Annotated in this window: 15 protein-coding genes and 1 pseudogene; 6 read left to right on the top strand and 10 right to left on the bottom strand. The window is 61.5% G+C overall.

The genetic code is table 11. The annotated features are described in order from the left end of the window. Together QRN52_RS23810 and QRN52_RS23805 are read left to right on the top strand one after the other, a co-directional pair. Positions 1-253: pseudogene (locus tag QRN52_RS23810) on the top strand (HNH endonuclease signature motif containing protein); the annotation flags it as partial. 116 nt (positions 254-369) lie between these two features. After that, positions 370-1,038 carry a DNA alkylation repair protein gene (locus QRN52_RS23805; RefSeq protein ID WP_284756336.1) on the top strand — a complete coding sequence of 223 codons (669 nt, stop codon included), beginning with the start codon at positions 370-372 and terminating at the stop codon, positions 1,036-1,038. Here QRN52_RS23805 and ppgK read toward each other — a convergent pair. The 10 genes from ppgK to QRN52_RS23755 form a co-directional block, all read right to left on the bottom strand. Then, positions 1,007-1,807 carry a polyphosphate--glucose phosphotransferase gene (ppgK, locus tag QRN52_RS23800; protein WP_284756334.1) on the bottom strand — a complete coding sequence of 267 codons (801 nt, stop codon included), beginning with the start codon at positions 1,805-1,807 and terminating at the stop codon, positions 1,007-1,009. The two genes, QRN52_RS23805 and ppgK, sit on opposite strands and share 32 nt — an antisense overlap. Positions 1,808-1,884: 77 nt before the next feature. Next, the gene (locus QRN52_RS23795; RefSeq protein WP_284756333.1) at positions 1,885-2,883 is read right to left on the bottom strand and encodes an aldo/keto reductase family protein; all 999 of its coding nucleotides are present in this window, start codon (positions 2,881-2,883) and stop codon (positions 1,885-1,887) included. A 40-nt stretch (positions 2,884-2,923) separates the two neighbouring features. Continuing rightward, a complete protein-coding gene (locus QRN52_RS23790) occupies positions 2,924-5,176 on the bottom strand; it encodes a glycoside hydrolase family 31 protein (protein ID WP_284756332.1) in 2,253 nt (750 codons plus the stop codon). After that, positions 5,173-6,360: a glycoside hydrolase family 15 protein gene (locus tag QRN52_RS23785; protein ID WP_284756330.1), complete on the bottom strand. Its 1,188-nt coding sequence runs from the start codon at positions 6,358-6,360 to the stop codon at positions 5,173-5,175. Before QRN52_RS23785 ends, QRN52_RS23790 begins: the two co-directional genes overlap by 4 nt. A gap of 96 nt (positions 6,361-6,456) precedes the next feature. After that, complete coding sequence (locus tag QRN52_RS23780; RefSeq protein WP_284756329.1) at positions 6,457-7,707, bottom strand: ABC transporter substrate-binding protein; 1,251 nt, start codon at positions 7,705-7,707, stop codon at positions 6,457-6,459. Positions 7,708-7,748: 41 nt separating this feature from the next. Then, positions 7,749-8,564 (bottom strand): carbohydrate ABC transporter permease, encoded by an 816-nt coding sequence (locus tag QRN52_RS23775; RefSeq protein WP_284756326.1) that lies wholly within the window; start codon positions 8,562-8,564, stop codon positions 7,749-7,751. Further along, positions 8,557-9,522 (bottom strand): carbohydrate ABC transporter permease, encoded by a 966-nt coding sequence (locus QRN52_RS23770; protein WP_284756325.1) that lies wholly within the window; start codon positions 9,520-9,522, stop codon positions 8,557-8,559. The genes QRN52_RS23775 and QRN52_RS23770 overlap by 8 nt, the downstream gene beginning before the upstream one ends. Further along, positions 9,519-10,733: an ROK family protein gene (locus tag QRN52_RS23765; RefSeq protein WP_284756323.1), complete on the bottom strand. Its 1,215-nt coding sequence runs from the start codon at positions 10,731-10,733 to the stop codon at positions 9,519-9,521. Before QRN52_RS23765 ends, QRN52_RS23770 begins: the two co-directional genes overlap by 4 nt. A 650-nt stretch (positions 10,734-11,383) precedes the next feature. Then, positions 11,384-12,787, bottom strand: a complete 1,404-nt coding sequence (locus QRN52_RS23760) for a xylulokinase (protein WP_284756322.1) — start codon at positions 12,785-12,787, stop codon at positions 11,384-11,386. Between the two features lie 2 nt (positions 12,788-12,789). Then, positions 12,790-13,731, bottom strand: a complete 942-nt coding sequence (locus QRN52_RS23755) for a sugar-binding transcriptional regulator (protein WP_284756321.1) — start codon at positions 13,729-13,731, stop codon at positions 12,790-12,792. A 196-nt stretch (positions 13,732-13,927) separates the two neighbouring features. On the opposite strand from QRN52_RS23755, the gene QRN52_RS23750 reads away from it, so the two are divergent. From QRN52_RS23750 to QRN52_RS23735, 4 genes are all read left to right on the top strand, one after another. Continuing rightward, positions 13,928-15,487 carry a sugar ABC transporter ATP-binding protein gene (locus QRN52_RS23750; RefSeq protein ID WP_284756319.1) on the top strand — a complete coding sequence of 520 codons (1,560 nt, stop codon included), beginning with the start codon at positions 13,928-13,930 and terminating at the stop codon, positions 15,485-15,487. Beyond that, the gene (locus QRN52_RS23745) at positions 15,484-16,476 is read left to right on the top strand and encodes an ABC transporter permease (RefSeq protein WP_284756318.1); all 993 of its coding nucleotides are present in this window, start codon (positions 15,484-15,486) and stop codon (positions 16,474-16,476) included. Before QRN52_RS23750 ends, QRN52_RS23745 begins: the two co-directional genes overlap by 4 nt. Positions 16,477-16,527: 51 nt before the next feature. After that, positions 16,528-17,586 carry a substrate-binding domain-containing protein gene (locus QRN52_RS23740; protein WP_284756316.1) on the top strand — a complete coding sequence of 353 codons (1,059 nt, stop codon included), beginning with the start codon at positions 16,528-16,530 and terminating at the stop codon, positions 17,584-17,586. 80 nt (positions 17,587-17,666) lie between these two features. Further along, positions 17,667-18,990, top strand: a 1,324-nt coding sequence (locus QRN52_RS23735; RefSeq protein WP_284756315.1) for a dihydroxyacetone kinase family protein, incomplete at its 3' end; no start/stop codon positions are given.

Here is an 18,990-nt window from a genome sequence, read left to right as displayed (position 1 = left end):
CTCACACCGGCACTACCCCAGCGAACACCAGGACTGGGAACCACCCCACTGGCCACACCACACCCCGACCGGCCGGGAACCCGAACCGGAACTGCCCCCGGCCCCCTTCCCCGACTGGCACACCTTCACAGCCGCACACCCATGGCCCGACCCCGACCCCGACGCCGACGACATGGACGATCCAGGCTGGCCCGGCGAGCCAGCTCTCCCGAACGACCCCTTCCCGGAATGCGCCGCGTACCACGCCGCATGACCAGGTGGGAGTCCAGGGGGACACCGGGCAGCCGTCTCCGAACGCCTTCGTGACGGCGCTGCACCGCCACGCCTGCTAGTAAGCTCAACCCCACAAGTGATGAACAGGAGGCTGCGGTGACCGAGACGACGGTGGATGAACTGATTGCCGAGCTGGCCGCGCTCGAGGACCCGAGAGCCCGCGAAGTGAACGAGAAGCACGGTGACGATCACGGTGTGAACCTCGGCAAACTGCGCGCGCTCGCGAAGCGGTTGAAGACGCAGCAGGAACTCTCACACCAGCTCTGGGCGACGGATGACACGGCAGCGAGACTGCTCGCGATCCTGATCTGCCGCCCGAAGTCGTTCCAGCGCGATGAGCTGGACCACATGATGCGCCAGGCGCGCACTCCGAAAGTTCACGACTGGCTCGTCAACTACGTGGTGAAGAAGAACCCGCACTGCGAGGAGCTGCGCCTTGCCTGGTTCGCCGATCCGGATCCAGTGGTCGCGAGTGCCGGCTGGGCACTGACCACTGAACGCGCGGCAAAGAATCCCGAGGGCCTGGACCTTCCAGGACTGCTCGACGTCATCGAGGCCGAAATGAAAGACGCCCCGGATCGCCAGCAATGGGCCATGAACCACTGCCTGGCCCAGATCGGGATCGAACATGCCGATTACCGCGCCCGCGCCATCGACATCGGTGAGCGCCTGGGTGTGCTCAAGGATTACCCGACTCCCCCGAACTGCACGTCTCCGTTCGCGCCCATCTGGATCACTGAAATGGTGCGCCGACAGAGCGATTAGTAGGCGTGGTTGATGCTGCCTGAATGCTGGCGCCCACGATGCCGGCATCATTCCTGAGCTTCGCCGGGACCACTGGAGTCCTCAACGTGAGGAGAGGCAAGTATTCGTCGGTTCTTTGAGAGATCCCTCCACCCAAAATGATGAGTTCGGGCGAGAACATGAACTCGAGTTCAGAAAGGTAGCGTTGCAAGCGAACGCTGTATTCTTGCCAGCCCAATCCGTCGCGCTCACGGGCGACGGCGGATGCCCTGGTTTCAGCGTCGTAACCATCGATGGAAATGTGACCGAGCTCTACATTGGGCACGACGTTTCCGTCGAAAATCAGGGCTGATCCGATCCCCGTGCCCAAGGTAATGACCAAAATGGTGCCGCGGGTTCCCCCGCCGGCGCCGTAGCGGGCTTCCGCGAGTCCTGCGGCGTCGGCGTCGTTCACGACGGCGACGGGCCGCCGAATGCGATCCGAGAAATGGGAGCCGATGTCGAAATCGATGAAGGTCCTGTCCATATTTGCCGCAGATCGGGACATGCCGTGCTGGACGATGCCCGGAAAGGTTACGCCAACGGTTGAATCAAGTCCCGCTTCACTACCTGCGGCGAGTTCGTCAACGAGCTGCCGGACAACGTCTCCGACAGACTCTGGATCCGCTGGTCGGGGCGTGGCTAGACGAACGCAGTTTCCCAGGATCTCGCCCCTTTCGAGGTTGACGATCCCGCCCTTGACGCCGGTTCCACCGATGTCAATGCCAATGAAATGACCCGCACTTGTCATGTTTCCAGCCATGTTGGTCCGATTCTTTGATCTGTTAAAGGGCGGCAGCTTGTTATCGCTGCCGCCGCTAGTGGTGCTCAAGCCCTGCTGTGGCAGCTATCGACCTTGCGAGGGTCGCGTTCGATGACGGGTTCGAGGATTTCATCGATCTCCTTCAGGAGTGCGTCCTCCAGCGTCAGCCCGGCGGCCTTTGCGTTTTCCTTGATCTGTTCTGGCTTGGAGGCTCCGACGACGGCGGTAGATACATTCGGGTTCTGAAGCACCCATGCCAAGGCGAGGGTTCCTAGCGGAATCCCCATGCTTGCTGCCAAGGGCTGAAGGCGCTGGACCCTGGTGAGAACGTCATCGCCGAGCCACCTAGCCATGGTGTCTTTGCCTCCGTTTTGGTCGGTGGCGCGGGAACCGGCCGGGGCGCCCTTTCCAGGTGGATATTTGCCGGTCAGCACTCCTTGGGCAAGGGGCGACCACACGATCTGGCCTATCCCGAGCTCTTCGCTGGCCGGGATGATTTCTGGTTCAACAACCCTCCACAGCATGTTGTACTGGGGTTGATTGGAGACCAGCTCGATATTGAGCTCCTTGGCCAGCGCAGCTGCTGACCGGATCTCATCCACCGTCCACTCGGAGACGCCGATGTAGTGGGCTTTCCCGGCGCGCACGATGTCAGCAAAAGCCTGCATCGTTTCCTCAAGGGGTGTTTCGTAGTCAAACCGGTGGGCTTGGTACAGGTCTACGTAGTCGGTTTTGAGCCTGCGGAGACTTCCATGGATAGCTTCCATGATGTGCTTCCGAGAGAGTCCGCGATCGTTCTTTCCGGGCCCTGTGGGGAAATACACCTTGGTGAGGATCTCCACGCTTTCGCGGCGAACGCCGGAAAGCGCTAGACCGAAGGCGGTTTCTGCACGCGTCTCGGCGTACGCATCAGCGGTATCGAAGGTGCTGATGCCGGCGTCGAGCGCAGCATGCACGCACTGCGCTGCGGTGTCGTCCTCAATTTGCGATCCGTGCGTTAGCCAGTTGCCATACGCGATCTCGCTGACATACATGCCGCTTCGGCCAAGTTTTCTGTATTCCAAGGATTTCCTTCGAGGTAGCTGGTCCCGTTCAGTTCTTTGATTACGCCGTCGAAAGGAAAACGTTCTTCATCTCGTTCCAAGCTCCGGCCCTCACGAAGACAGGAACGCGGTTCAGCGGCGCGGATACCTCGACTGTTCGCTGGCCTGCGTATTTTTCTCCCGTCCAGGCATCGACCCAGTTGCCGCCGGGAAGATAGGCCGTCCAGGTACGGACCGCCTCATCGGTCACGGGAGCAACAAGAAGGTCCTCGCCGAGCATCCATTGCAAGGGGTGCTTCCATACCTCTTCGTCTTTGATGTGGTCGAAGTACAGCGGGCGCATGAGGGGGGCTGCGGTGTCGATAGCCTTGCGGGCTTGCTCAGCCAGGTAGGGAATGAGGCGTTCGCGCAGTTCGACGAGTTCACGGAAGACAGGGATGACAGTCTGATCCCCGGTTCTTTCCTGAATGTTCCACGGAGTCCGATCCCTCGATGGCTTCCGGTGGTGGTTGAACTCGGAGTGATACTGCATGATGGGCACGAATACGGCTGCAGCGGCTGAACGCAGGTAAAGCTCTGCGCTCGGGACGTCGCCGGAGAAACCGGCGAAGTCCCAGCCCCAGTACAAGACTCCGCATGCTGACGCGGAGAGTCCGGCGAACAGGGACCAACGGAACGCATCCCACGTGGAATTCTCATCCCCTGCCCAGAATGCTCCGTGTGCCTGGGAACCGGTGAATCCCGCGCGGCTGAAGGTGACGGGGGCCTTTCCTGCAGATTCAAGCAGATCGCCATAAGCCCTCGCATAGGCGACCGGGAAGAGGTTGTTTCCCTCGTCGCCGCGCATTCCGTTCAGATACGTGAGCTCTTCGCCCCAGGCGTGTTCGCCACCGTCGGTCTTGAACCCATCGATGCCGATTTCCTCGACGAGATAGCGTCGCTTCTCAGTCCACCATCGGGCGGCTTCAAGATCGGTCAGGTCCGGCATCAAGCTGAGCGGGAACCACCACCCTCGGTTACGGTAGGGTCGCAGGCTGCCATCCGGGGCCTCCTCACGGATGAGCCGGCCTTCACGAATCGCCGCCTCAGCGTCGAATCGGGCTTGTCCTTGTGGGTGGGGCCGCATTTTGATGAGCGGAATCTGCCACAGAACCACCCGGATGTCCCGGGCGTGAAGGTCATCGACCATGGCCTTCGGATCCGGCCAGGCACCATGCTCCGGGAAGGTGAAGTCGCTCAGATGGTGCGGTGAACCATCTGGATTCGGCTCGTATTCAGCGTCGCGGAACGCCGTGAATGTGGACTCGTCGCTCCACGCTTCGACGACGACGGATCCGACCGGAATCCCAGTGTCCCGGTGCCGATCCATCTGTCGCATGACTTCTGCCTGGGTATTCCACTCGTTTCCGCTCGCCCAGAGCTTGAACACCCAGTCCGGAAGCTCCTTGGCGCTGCCGGCGACGGACAGGAAGGACTTCAGGACCGCCGTCGGCGTTCCTTCGAAGAACCTCAGGTTCAGAAGTGTGTCCCCGTTCAAGGGTTCGGGGCCGACTTCGGCTTCAATGACGAGGCGGTGTTCGTCAGAGGCACCGATGTCGTACCAAGTACGTCGGGAAGTTTCGACGTGAAATCCCCAGCCATCGCCGCCTACTACATGGGCGAAGGGCATCGGCAAGTAAGTCTTCCGCTTCGCTCCTTGGCTCTTGTATTGCTCGAAGACGACCGCGTCCAGCTTGGACCCCCGGTGATCGAGGGCATCAAAGCGTTCTCCAAAGCCGGTGACACGCTCGTTCAAGGCCAACGGGAGCGCGAAACGAACACGCAAAGGCCGGACACCGTCATGTAGCACCTCAACGGAGTCGGCGATCACGCGGTCAGCTCCAATGACGTTAACAGCCTGGCTGGCGGCCGCCCAGGTAGCGGCGCTATAGCTGAACCACTGCGTCTTTTGAGTGCTGCCACTTTGGGTCTGCGCCGTGAAGCGGTACTTGTATGTTGTCTGGGGCTCGGCCGGCGCGAGGGTCAGCTGCCAGCCGCTGGCTGAACGGGCAAGTTTGGCCTGGGCGGATGCCAGATGGCCGCCATCGATAACTTGTCCGCGCGATGCCGCCGGTACTCGTTCGAGGATTTCGGTCAGTTTCGTGACTGTCCCGTCGCGAGCGGTGACTTCGAGTTCGCAGATCACGTCGGTCAGTTCCGGCGAGGTTCGCACGCCCAAGGTGACAGGCTCCCCCGCGACCGGGTGGGACGGGCTGCGCTGATCGGTGTCGTCCACGTACGGGTGGCCGGAACCGAATGGCTTGTGACGGATCATTTGGCGCTCTCTTTCGCTGTTGGAGCCGGAACCGGAACGTCGGTGTCGTACGGGACCCCGAGGGCAATGGCGAGACGAATGAACATGGCGTGGCTCCACAGCAGCGGATTTGCCGAGGAACCCCAGCGCTCGTTCCAGGGTTGAAGATAATTGCGGTCAAGAAGGTGACGCTCAACCTGTTCGGGAAGTTCGTCGTTCCCGCCGGCGGTAGATGCGGCCCATTCCAGGAGCTCATGGGCTCTGGTTCGGTTTCCGGAAGCGGCCTGGGACAGACCGAGGAAGCAACTAAGCAAAGGCCATTGGCCGCCGCCGTAATAGGTGTCGGCAAGATACCTGTGAACGCCGTTGTCGACGGTGAGCTGCTCTTCGATGATTGCGATGGTCCCCGCGCTCAAAGGACTGTGCGGGGGCAGGAAGTTCATCGGAGCAATCAGCGAGAGGAGACTGGCGTCTACCGTGTCTGTTCCCAGCCATTTCGTGAGATGGGCGTCCTGGACACCTTCGTCTTGGACTCGCCGGCGGATCTGGTGCGCGGTCGAGGCGGCCCGTTCTGAGAGTGACTCCTCGATCAGCCCGGTTTGGGCGATGCTGGCCAATCCGGAGGCGATGCAACCCAGAGTGCTCACGTGCACGTGCTGGGCCGACTCCTCCCACCAGTCATAGCAGGGCCGTTGCCAGGAGACAGAAAGGTAGTCGATAGTGAGATCAATGGCCTCAGCCCAGCGTTCGAGTGGCCGGTCATGGCGGGCGCTATGCTCAGCCAAGGCCCAAAGCCAGGTGCCGTATCCGTCGAGCTGGAAATCCCACCACTCATCGCTACCTTCGGCCCCGTCGAGGGTGAAACGCGTGGGCAGCATTTGGTCGCCGGCTACCGGCCTGCCGGCCAGGCTCTCAGCCACGATCCGACGGATCCTTCCCGCACGGGAAGTCAAGGCGTTCGAGCACCAGTCGAAGAACCGTTCGGCGGATTCGATGTGCCCGGCGGCGGACATGGCGTCAGCGATATATGAGCCGTCGCGGAACCAGCAGTACCCGGCGTAGGCGGAAAACGACGGGCTTGCCGGGTAGGCGCCCCCAGGGGTCTGCTGTTCCAGGATGAGCCGGATGCCGGCCTGGACTATCGAACGGGCAGCGGGATCTCCGTCCGGCGTTACCGTTGAACCTTGCATTGATTTGTCGATCATTGGCTTCTCTTTCAGATGGTGAGCGGGCCGCCGTGCCGCCAGCAGCTCACGGTGTTACCGCGGCCCGCTCACCGGCCTTGTTCGGGCTGTGCCCGGTTATTTCAGCAGAGCGTTGATTTGGTCCGCGGCGCCTTTCAGGGCATCGGCCGCACTGGAGCGCTTCGCTTCGACTTCGCCAAGAGCATTGTTGATGATGTCGACCATTTTTTGCTGGTTGTCGCCGATGACCGGTGGGAGGGCGACGTTGTCAAGGGCGTCGAAAATGGCCTTGCGGTTTGCCGGCTTGTCCTTTGCGAGATAGGGCTTCAGGACCGAGTCATCGGAGGTGGCGGGAAGTTCCCATCCTGCACTGATGCGGGTCTGTGCCATGACGTCTGAGCTGGTCATGTATTCGGCCCACTTCTGGGCCGCGGCCTTGTTCTTCGAGTTGGCAGAAACCCCAATGGCGTTGGAGAACTCCGCGCTTGCCTTCTGCGTGTCTCCGGGCTCGACGGCGATGTCCCAGCTTTTGGGTGAATCGGCGAAGCTGCTGGCCACCCAGATGCCGCTGTGGAGCATGCCAAGTTTGCCGTCTTTGAACAGTTTCGTGTCGAAGTCCGGGGTTCCGGCGCCTTGGGCGGGTGTAGGCATGGTGGTTCCGCTCTTGCCTGCCAGCCATTCGGCCGCTTTGATGCCCTGGGGCGAGTTGAAGGCGACGGATTTGCCGTCGTCGTTGAGGAATTTGCCGCCGGTTTGGGCCAATGCTTTATAGAACTCGTAGAAGCTCACGTTCTGGAAGTCTCCATAGACACCCGCGGCGCTGTCCGTGATCTTCTTCGCAGCGGCCGTTTCATCAGCCCAGGTCCAACTAGCTGTGGGGTAGGCGACCTTGGCGGCGTCGAAGAGTGCCTTGTTGTAGTAAAGGATGACGTCGGAGAAGGAACTGGGCAATGCGTACTGCTTGCCGTCTGACTGGTAGGACTGCAGCAGGGACTGCTTGTACTTGGAACCGTCAACTCCCTCGAGAGGTGCGACCGCCCCATTGGCCACGTAGGAACGAAGGTTCGCGTACTCAATGTCGAAAGTATCGGCTTGCGTCCCGGCGGCCAGGTCTGTCTGGAGGGCCGTTGTGTAGTCCTTGTAGGGCAAGGTAGTGACCTGGACTGTGATGTTCGGGTTGGCCTTCTCGAAGGCCTGAACGATGGTGTCCAGGTTCTTCTCGTTGCCACCGTTGGAGATGAAGTTTGAGTACTTGATGGTTACTTTTTCAGTGCTTGAAACATTTGAACTCGCCGCCGATCCACAGCCTGACATGGCCAGGATTGCGGTGAGAGCGAGACCCAGCGATGCCAGGGGCTTCTTGTTCATGTGTATCTCCATTGATAGGTGAGGAAACTGGCCAATCCGGTCTATTTGAGTCCGGTGCCCGCAACCCCTTGGATGATGTACTTCTGGGTGAAGATATAGAGGGCGAGCATTGGTAGGACGCTGACCACTGATCCGGCCATCACGATGTCCCACTGGGTGGTGTACTGGCCTTGCAGTCCCGCCAACGCCACGGGGAGGGTTTTCATTGCGGGAGTACGCAGGATAATCAGCGGCCAGAGGAAGCTGTTCCAGCTATTGAGGAATGCGAACACCGTCAGTGTGGCTAGCGCCGGACGGACCAGGGGAAGCACAATGAGGCCGAAGATCCGGAAGTGTCCAGCCCCATCCAATGTCGCGGCCTGGTCCAGGTCCTGCGGCACGGAGTTCATGGCCTGCCGTAGGAGGAACACGCCGAAGGCGCTGGCGATCCCCGGCAACAGCACGCCGAGATAGGTATCGATAAGGCCCAGGCTTTTCATTTCCACAAACAACGGGACGACCAGCACCTGCATCGGGATCATCATGGTGGCCAGGTACACGGCGAACACCGCGTTGCGCCCTTTGAACGGCATCCTGGAAAAGACGTAGGCGGCCAGTGAGCTGGTGATGAGCTGGAACACCGTGGTGAGGATGGCAAGGATCAGGCTGTTGAGCACGATCTGGGCAAACGGTAGCCGTTGGAGCAACTCAGCGTACGCGGACAGCGAAGGGTTCTCCGGGATAAGTTGCGGTGTCGCGGAGAGGCCTGCGCCGGGGCTGATGGACGTTACGAATGCCCAAAGAAATGGGAAGACCATCATGAGGGCGCCAACGAGGACGAGGATGTTCAGGGTGATCGAGGGACGCTGCTTACGCATAGTGCACCCATTTCTTTTGACCGCGCACCTGAATCAGAGTGATGACCAGGATGAAGAGGAACAGTAGCCATGACAGGGCCGATGCCTCGCCGGCCCTTCCGTAACGGAACGTGAGGTCGTAAATCTGCTGGACCACCACTTGGGAAGAGTTGTTGGGGCCGCCTCCGGTCATGGCATAGACCTGGTCAAAGACCTGGAATCCGTTGATCAGCGACAACACAATGACAAAGAAAGTCGAGGGGGAAAGCATGGGAAGCGTAATGCTGAACAGCCGCCTCCACCGGCCGGCGCCGTCCACGGTCGCGGCCTCATACAAGTCCTCCGGAATGGCTTGGAGACCGGCGAGCAGAATCACCATGACAAAGCCAAGGTCCTTCCACGCGGAAGCCACGATGATCGAAGGCATGGACCATGCCGGATCTGTCCACCACCCCGGCCCTGTCACCCCGATGAGTCCAAGCAGCCAGTTGACGATTCCCGTGCTGGGATTCAGTAGCCATCGCCAGACAAGGGCAACGACGATCCAGCTGGTCACCACGGGGAGGAAGTAAAGGCCGCGCATCATGCTGCGTCCCCTGATTCGGGAATTGAGGGCAAGCGCTATGGCCAGACCGCCGATGTACACAAGCGGCAGGTATCCGACGATGTAGTAGATGGTGTGCAGGAAGGCGCCCTGCGTGCCGGGGTCGCCGATGAGCTTGCCGTAGTTCCCGAGGCCCACCCATTTCATCGGGCCGACTAGATTCCATTGGTTCAGGCTGATCCAGAACGCGGAAAACATGGGAATGATGGTGAAGAACAATAGAGGCAACGCGCTCGGAATGAGGAAAACGGCGACAGTCAGCCCGTATTTGAGACGCGTGCCGGTGGTTTTACGCCGAACCTCGGGTCCTCGGTGGCGCTTCGTTGTTGCCGTGGGTCCGGGGCTGCCGGACCTCGAGTCTTGTAGAGCGGTCACAGTCCTGCTACCTCCGCCGGTACATGGGTGAGCCGGGCACGAACCCGTCTCCCCTGCTCACCTGAACTTTCTTCGCTGTAGAAGGGCGCAGACGCCACGAGCGCAGCGGCTCCGCGCGCCCAGGCCTCGTCGTCCCAGGACTCGACGATCACGGGGATGCTCCGGCGGTCTGCCGTCAGGGCCCCCCTGAAAGATCGCTCGAATTCTGCTGCCCAGTGGCGCCACGCCCGGGTTCCTTCCCCGCTGACGATCACAATCTCCGGATCCAGGATCTGCACGAGACCAGCGACGATTCGACCCAGCGGCTGACCGGCTCCCCGGAAAACATCTTGGGCTCGGGGGTCGCCGTCGTTTGCGCGCCCTTGCAGATCTGCCATAGTGGCGGACGACGAAATGATTCCGGATTGCCGCGCCTGCGCGACGAGTGTCTTTTCCCCAATCAGGGCCTCAATGCATCCATGGTTACCGCAGGTACAAAGAGGGCCATCCGCAACTGCGGGTATGTGACCGATTTCGCCGGCACCGCCCCTACTGCCGCGCACGACTGCACCGCCGGTAACAAATCCCGCGCCAACACCTTCGCCGATCGTCACAACCAGAAACTCGGCATGCTCGCGGCCCGACCCATAGAGCCGTTCGGCTACAGCGAGGGCGTTGACATTGTTCTCCACCAGGACCGGAACATGGAGTTCCCGGCTCAGAACCGCTCCAAGCGGTACCTGCCGCCAGCCCAGGAGGCTTGAATCAACAACGCCACTACCTTGCGCGTCCACCGATCCGGGAACACCGACACCTATTCCCAGAAGGGGGGTGACACGGTCTTCGCCAACGAATGAATGGACGAGTGAGACGACGTCGGAAAGCGAGGTGATCGAGGAAGCGTCGTATGCCCTGTTGTCTGACCGGACCACATGCCCGCTAAGTTCCGTTTCAACGAAGGCAACATGATCCTTCGAGATCTTCATACCCACCACGCGCCCGGCGGCGGTGGCCAGGCCCAGCATCCGGGCAGGACGACCACCGTTGGAGGGAGACATTGACAGCTCCCTCACGAGGCCATCGGCGATGAGCTCTTTGATGAGCTGGGTCATGAGAGCCGGAGAGACGCCAAGTGCCCTCGCCAAGTCAGCCCGGGACGCTCCTCCGGAGGTACCAAGAAATGCCAGGATCGCAGACCGCGTAACGTCAGCGTTGCCGCTCGGCCGAACCATTGTATTCTCCTTTATTTACGACTAAATGAAGATTAGAACTATGATGCAGCTCACGTCAAGGGTTAGCGGTGACTTATGGAAAGGTCCGCGGAGCCGGATACGTTGCCTCACTCGAAAAGATCCGGGAAGGGGCGGTCGCGGACATCCTTGAGGGATGTGACTGACGACGAGCCAGCGCTAGGCAGTCACTGCGATCAAGGCCCGGGCGCAGTCGGGGGAACTGGAAGTCAGCGCAAGAGGTGAAGGCTGGCAAATACTCGCCGCCGCCTTTGTCCTGATGGCTCTGCCGATGATTGCCTTCTTCTCCCTCTAGAAGTTCTTCTTACGAGGGCTTCTCGCCGGATCTGTGAAATAGACCGGCAACCGGGCACACCGATCCATCCCAAGTCCCCCGGACTAACCAAGCCAAGTTGCTCAAAGAAGACAAAGAGATGGACCGGCCAAAGAGCAAGCCGATCCATCTCTTGGGGAGGAGGAGGAAGGAGGTGAGACCGGAGGCCAGTTGGCGACAATTGCCGTGAAAAGATCCCGCGTTGCCGGATGCATAATTCTCATTCCCGAAGACAAGCACTGTGGGAATTTGGCGTTTTGGCCTTGCTCTCGGCAGTTCGGTCCACCGCTGGTGCGGCGCCACTGTAGTACGCACAACCCTAATGAAGTTCGGCGCCGAAAATCCTTTTCGAAGCGGCCGAGTATCTGTTGCGGACGGCCGGCACCCATTCACGCAACGCGGACGGTTGTATTAGCGTGTAGTTGGGCTGGTCCCATTGTGGCAACTCTCCTGTGAGTGCCCATGCCGCTTGCTTCGCTGCCCCCAATGCTGCGTATTCTCGAGGCTCTGGCCACCCCACCGTTCTACCGGTGAGGTCTGAAACCGCTTGACGCAGCGACCTGGATTTTGAGCCGCCCCCAATGAGGGTCACGGTGTCCACTACCAAGCCGGCTCCAATGAGGTCCTCAACTGCGTCTGCTATGGCGCACGCCAAGCCCAGAATGGCTGCCCGCCCCAGGTTTTCCGGGGTCATGGACCGGCGGGTCAAGCCGGTCAGGGCGCCTTGCGATTCGGGCAACAGCGGTTTCCTCTCGCCATCCAGATACGGAACAAAGCATATTCCGCCCGCATCCTGTGGAGCTGCAGCGGACAGGACTTCCATCTCACCGAGGCTCAGCCGAAGCATGTCGGCCATCGCCGTCAGGGTTCTGGCACCGTTGAGCGTGGCGACCAGCGGCAGTTGTCCGCCGGAGGCGTTGGCCATGTCAGCGACATGGCATGAAGGGTCGTTTACGTGGCTGTCCTCCACCATGGACACGGTCATGCTGGTGCCGATGGAGACGACGGCTTCCCCGCGTTTCGCCCCAAGCCCAAGGATGGCGGCAGCGTTGTCTCCGCAACCTGCGCCCACGACCACCCCGCGCGCGGTGATGCCGGCCCGGTCTGCCGGACCAAGCACTTTCGGGACTTTGACGCCCCGGCCGAGGGCCAGCTGGATTAGGTCGTTGCGGTACTCGGAGTTAGCTGAGGACCAGTAGCCCGTTCCGGACGCGTCGGAGCGGTCTGTCATCGGTTCGCCTCTTTGTCCGAGCAAGCCCCACGTGAGCCAGTCGTGGGGTATCATCACGCGTCGGATCCTATTTGCGGCCTCCGGCTCGTGGTCCGAGAGCCAGCGCAGTTTGGATACGGGGTGTGCCGCGGTCGGTACCATTCCCAGTTCTCGGAGCCAGCGGTCCTGGCCGAATTCGTGGCGCAGTTCCAAAGCCGATTGCGTTGCCCGATGGTCGTTCCACAGAATCGCGTCGTGGACGGGCTGTTCGTCGGCGCCAAGGACGATGGTGGAGTGCTGCTGAGCGCTGACGGAGACTGCCGCAATTCCCTGAAGTCTGGTGGCGCCGACCCCGTCGAGGGCGTCCCACCATCGCCGCGGGTCGACAGCGGTACCGTCCGGGTGCGGCAGTGCCGTCGAGCTAAGGACCTCCCCGGTGGCAGCATCGACGGTGATGTGTTTACAGCTTTGCGTTGACGAATCGACGCCAGCGACGAGGACGGGCCGCGCCATTTCTAGCCTCCGAGGAGTCTTTCAGCGGTGCCGCTGTCTGTGACCAGCCCGTGAATAAGCCCGGAGGCCAGAAGCGCACGGATTGCCCGCGTCTTCGATGGACCTCCGGCGGCGGCGATGACGGTCGGAATTGCCCTCCATCCTGCTTCCGAGATCGCGATACAGCGGTCATCGATGTCATGGATGACTTCACCAGAATCGGCTATCAAGGTGGCCCCGAATTCTGCAACCACCCCCCGCTCCAGAAGCTTCGTCCGGTCCGCTTCGCTCAGTGCACGGTTCTTGATCATTTGGGAGTTCTCCGGCTGCCAGGAGCCGACGGCTCCGACGGCCACGGTGACGCGGGGAAACTGATCGAAGGTTTGTGCTGTGTCCGGCTGCCTGCGCACACCGAGGGCGGCTTGGGCATCGCTCATGACCAATGGCGAATAGATGGTCCAGGGGCGGACTCCTGCAATGCTACTCACGCGTCGCATGATTTCCAGCCCCGTTTCCTGGATGGGTCCGGCCACCCCGGCAAGCTGGACTACCCCGCATTTCGGCAGCGTCTTCAACGAGCGGGCCATGGTGCTGAGCGTCCGGCCGGACGTAAGCCCCAAAACATCGTCATCGGTCAAGATTTCACTGAGCAGGTCCCCGACGGTGGAGCCCAGGCGGGCCTGCAGGACCTGCTCATCGGCAGAGGGGACGTCAACGACCACGGAGTGGTCGAGTTTGAAGCGCTCCGCCAACTGTACTGACAGATCAAGCCTCACACCGGAGGGGCTTTGAATGTCGATCCGGACGATTCCGGAACTGACGGCTTCCTCCAGCAGGCGTGCAACCTTGAATCGGCTGAGGCCGGTTTCGTTCGCTATCTCGATGCGGGTCTTGTTCTGCAGATAGTGCTGCGTCGCGATATGCGCGATCTGCACCTGCCTGCCTGGCCCTGGCGCCTGTGCCATACGCACCTCCGCAGTTGGAAATCTCTTCTCCTGCACGAGTCTACATCCAACGCTCAGATGAGCGCCAGAAGAGTTCAATATCTAGTTTTGCTCATATGAGCGGACAGTATTAAATAATGCGCACAGCACGCGTATAGTCATTTTTCGCCACCGCTTGGTGGCCGCTGAGACGGCAATGCAAAGGAGCTCGATACAGGTGTCGACCGTCCGCTTAGACGACAGCAACCAAGTCGTCCCCATGCTCGAGTGTTCGGGCATCACCATGTCATTCGGAGGCATCCCGGTCCTCCGCGGAATCTCGTTCTCCTTGGAACCAGGCACCGTTACTGCCCTTGCTGGAGAAAACGGTGCAGGCAAGTCCACGCTGATGAAAATCGCCTCCGGCCAGTACCGCCCCATCGACGGCACCGTACAGGTCAGGGGCCAGGACCTAGTTAGCGGCAACCCGCAGGCCGCCTACGAGCTTGGCGTCGCCATCGTGCCCCAGGAACTCGCGTCGATCCCAGAAATGATGGTCTACGAGAATCTCTTCATCGGACGGGAGGTGAAGACCCGGCTGGGAACCTTGGACCGCGCGGCCATGGTCAAGGCAGCCAGAGGCTACCTCACGGAATTCGGATTGGAAACAGATCCCAAGACCCGGATGCGCGATTTGCCGGTAGGTATCCGGCAAATCATCGAAATTATCAAGGCAACCCACCGCGGAGCCCGGGTCCTCCTGCTGGACGAACCCACCAGTGCCATCGCTGAACGCGAAGTTGCCCGGCTGGCAACGATTGTCCGCTCGCTCCGGGACCAGGGCGTCGCCATCCTGTTCACAACCCACAAGATGGAAGAAATCCGTGCCATGGCCGACCGGGTCGTGGTCCTGCGCGACGGCACCTTGGTCAGCGACACACCGTTGGCCGACATTTCCGATGACGGGATCGTCACCGCCATGATCGGGCGAGAGCTCGACCAGCTCTTCCCCGAACGCCCGGACGCAAGCAACGACGTTGTCCTTGAGGTCAAAGATCTGGTCATCACCGTCGGCCCCACGCCCATCAACTTCACCGTCAGGAAGGGAGAAATCCTCGGCCTCGCAGGGCTCGTCGGTGCCGGGCGGACCGAACTCATCGAGTGCATCTACGGAATCCGCAAACCCCACTCGGGCACAGTGACACTTTCGGGCTCGGTACTCAAGGCAGGATCCCCACAGGACTCCATCGCCCGGAACCTGGCCATTGTCCCCGAAGACCGCAAAGGCGCCGGTGCCATCCTCTCCATGAGCATCCTGGACAACGCCACCCTGCCGCGGATCGCCGCGTTCTCCCGGTTCGGCGTACTCAGCCGCAGGAAACGGCGTTCAGCGATTTCCGAGGTCATGAAATCCATGCGCTTGAAGAGCAACGGGCTTGACCAGAACCTGGAGAATCTCTCAGGCGGAAACCAGCAGAAGGTCGTCTTCGGCCGTTGGCTCACCGGACAAGTAGACGCTTTGCTGCTCGACGAGCCTACCCGCGGGGTCGACGTCGGCGCCCGCAGCGAAATCTACCGGATCATCACCGAACTATCCGCCGCAGGCATGGCAGTCATCATGGCCTCCAGCGACATGCCGGAAATCCTCAGCCTCTCCCATCGTGCCCTCGTCATGCGCGAAACCGGCGTCGTCGGCGAACTCGACCGCAACCAACTCGACTCCCCTGACGTCCAGGACACCATTTTCCGACTCGCCTCCGGGCTCCAAGCAGAACCTCTGAAAGACAACACCCCATGAACTCCACAGCCACCGCCCCCGCTGCCCTGCAGCCCAGCAACTGGAAAGAACTCGCAGGTAACTTCCTCGTACGCCACATCATGGTCGTCGTCATGCTGCTCATCGTCGCATTCTTCGCCTACCGCAGCGCACGCTTCGCCACCCCTGACAACCTAACCAACATCCTCATCGCGGCAGCGCCCTTTGCGCTCATTGCGCTGGGACAAACGCTCGTGATCCTCACCGGTGGAATCGACCTTTCCGTCGGAAGCGTCATGGCGGCCAGTGCCATGGCCGCGGCCTGGACCGCCAAGAACGCCGGAGATAACCTGCTCCTGCCCCTCATGGCGGCAGTGGTCGCTGGACTCCTCGCCGGCAGCATCAACGGGTTCATCGTCAGCCAGTTCGGGGTTCCGCCCTTCATCACGACCCTCGGGATGCTGACCCTGGCATCCGGCTTCGCCTACGTCATCGGCGATGGCGCACCCATCAACGGCCTTCCGGCGACCTTCGGCTCCTTTGCCAACACCCAGATCCTAGGCCTGACGCTCCCCGTCATCCTCATGATCGTCGCCATCCTCAGCCTTGCCTTCATCATGAAGCGCACGAACTACGGCCTCCGCGTCTATGCGATCGGCGGGAACAGGCTCGCCGCCGAAATCGCGGGCGTCCGCTCGCGCCGCATCCTCTTCAGCGTCTACGCGATCAGCGGATTGCTCGCCGGACTCTCCGGCCTCATGCTCGCCTCCCGCGTCATCACCGGCGCGCCCAACCTCGGACAAGGCTATGAACTGGACGCCATCGCAGCGGTAGTCATCGGAGGCGCGAGCCTCATGGGCGGCAGGGGCACCGTGTGGGGCACCGCCATCGGCCTCCTTCTGATCCAGACCATCAACAACGGACTCGACCTCCTCCTTGTACCCGCGTACTGGCAGAGCGTCATCAAGGGCGTCATCATCGTCGCCGCCGTCGGCGTCGACGTCTGGGCCGCCCGCCGCGGCCGACGCTAACCCACAGCACCACAAGACCAACCCCTCCGAAAGAACCCGAAAAGGAAGATCATGAAGAAAGCAACCTCAACGAAGAAGCTGCTCACAAGCACGGCGATTGCCGCCGTCGCCGCCCTTGGCCTGACCGCCTGCGGCGCGGGCGACCCAAGCGCCGGCAATGACAACATCACCATCGGAGTGACGGTCTACGACATGTCCTCGTTCATCACCCAAGGCAAGGAGGGCATGGAGGCCTACGCCAAGGCCAACCACATCAACCTGCAGTGGAACTCGGCAGGTGGAGACGTCTCTACCCAAGCCAACCAGATGCAGCAGTACGTCAACAACAAGGTGAACGCAATCATCATCGTTCCCGTGCAGGCCGACTCTCTCCAACCCCAGGTAGCCGCAGCGAAAGCCGCCGGCATTCCCGTCCTCGACGTCAACACCGCCCTTTCCGGGGCAGACCTGACCGCCAGCGTCCAGCCCGACGACGTCGCTGCAGGAGAGCAAGAAGCCACCATGATGGTCAACAAGCTCGGAGGCAAGGGCAACGTCGTGGTGCTTGAGGGGCCGCTCGGTTCATCACCACAGATCGGCCGGGGCAAGGGCATCCAGAACGTTCTCGACAAGAACCCCGGCATCAAGATCCTCGCCAAGGACACCGCCAACTGGAAGCGCGACCAAGCCGTGAACAAGATGAGCAACTGGGTGTCCGCTTTCCGCGGTGACATCAACGGTGTCATCTCGCAGAACGACGACATGGCGCTTGGCTCGATCCAGGCACTAAGGGAAGCAGGAATCTCCAATGTCCCCGTGGTAGGCATCGACGGCATCGAGGACGGTCTCAAGGCGGTGCAGTCCGGTGACATGATCGGCACCTCCCTGCAGCACGGCACGGTGGAGCTTGCCGCCGGCCTCGCGGTCGCCGCGAAGATCGTGCGCGGCGAGAGCGTCAACAAGAAGCCCGTCTACACGATGCCTGCCATTACCGCAGCCAACGTCAAGGATGCCGCCAAGAACGTCGTGACGGACAAGGATGCCTTCTTGAAAAACCTCCCCGCGCTCATCGACGACAACCTCAAGAGCGGCAGCATCGCCTACGAAGGCCTTCCGGGCCAGCAGAAGTAGCCGTCCATCGGCTGCCGGGCCACAAACGTCCCGGCAGCATGCTCGACCTCCCACCCCGTATTCCCGACCGGAGCACCACAATGACCGTCTTGTTCAATGACCCCGCCGAGTTCGCTGAAGACCAGTTCAGCGGATTCCTCGACCTCTACTCCGACCGCCTCCGCGGCGTCCCGGGCGGAGCCGTCGCCCACAGATCCGAAACCCCGCAGGTCGCAGTCGTCGTCGGAGGCGGCTCCGGACACTACCCTGCGTTTTGTGGGATCGTGGGTCCCGGCTTCGCCACCGGCGCCGTCGTCGGAAACATCTTCACCTCGCCCAGCGCCGCCCATGTCTACTCGGTGGCCAAAGCCGCCGACCAGGGCAAAGGCGTCATCCTGACCTTTGGAAACTACGCAGGCGACAACATGAACTTCGGCATCGCTGCCGAACGCCTCCGCAAGGAAGGCATTGACACTCGAATCGTCGTGGTCACAGACGACATCGCCTCATCCCCTATCGAATCCGAACGCCGCGGCATCGCAGGCGACTTCACAGTTTTCAAAGCACTTGGTGCCGCAGCCGCCGCGGGCCTGGATCTGGACGAGGTCGAACGGATCGGGCGGGCAGCCAACGCCGCCACCCGCAGCTTCGGCGTCGCCTTCTCCGGCTGCACCATGCCCGGCGCCGACGCCCCGCTCTTCAGCGTCCGGGAAAACCACATGGGCGTCGGTCTCGGCATCCACGGCGAACCGGGGATCCGCGACGAAGTCCTTGGAACCGCAGACGAGCTGGCTAAGCTCCTCGTCAGCGATCTGCTCGACAACGCACCGGCGCGTGCTTCGAAGCGAGTGGCCGTCATTCTCAACGGATTGGGCACCACTAAGTACGAAGAGCTGTTCCTAGTTTGGAACTCGGTCGCTCCACTGCTCCGGGAAGCAGGCCTCGAAATCGTCGAACCCGAAGTCGGGGAGCTCGTGACCAGTCTCGACATGGGTGGCATCTCCCTGACTCTCATGTGGCTGGACAAAGAACTTGAATGGCTGTGGAGCGCAGAAACGTACACCCCGGCCTACCGGAAACGGAAATCCTCGTTGCGGGGGCTGCGACCCGCCATCCGACACATTGACGAGGCAGAGGAACTCGACGCCATCCCGTTCCCGAGCCAGGCGGCCCTCCCGGCGGCCCGGCTGGTCCTGGACGGGTTGCGCGTGTTGGCCTCGACGATGCATGCCAACGAGAGCGAACTTGGACGCATCGACGCGGTCGCCGGCGATGGCGACCACGGCCGCGGCATGGTGAAGGGAGCCGACGCAGCACTGGCCGCGGCCGAGCGGGCCGCCAAAGCCACCACCGCGGGCCCTTCCTACATTCTCCGCAAGGCCGGGCAAGCATGGGCGGCCGCGGCAGGGGGCACCTCCGGGGTGT

The organism is Arthrobacter sp. efr-133-R2A-120, from assembly GCF_030209835.1.
Classification (GTDB): Bacteria; Actinomycetota; Actinomycetes; order Actinomycetales; family Micrococcaceae; genus Arthrobacter.
Note: the sequence above shows the minus strand (reverse complement) of the source record. Positions and strands in the feature narration are given on the sequence as shown.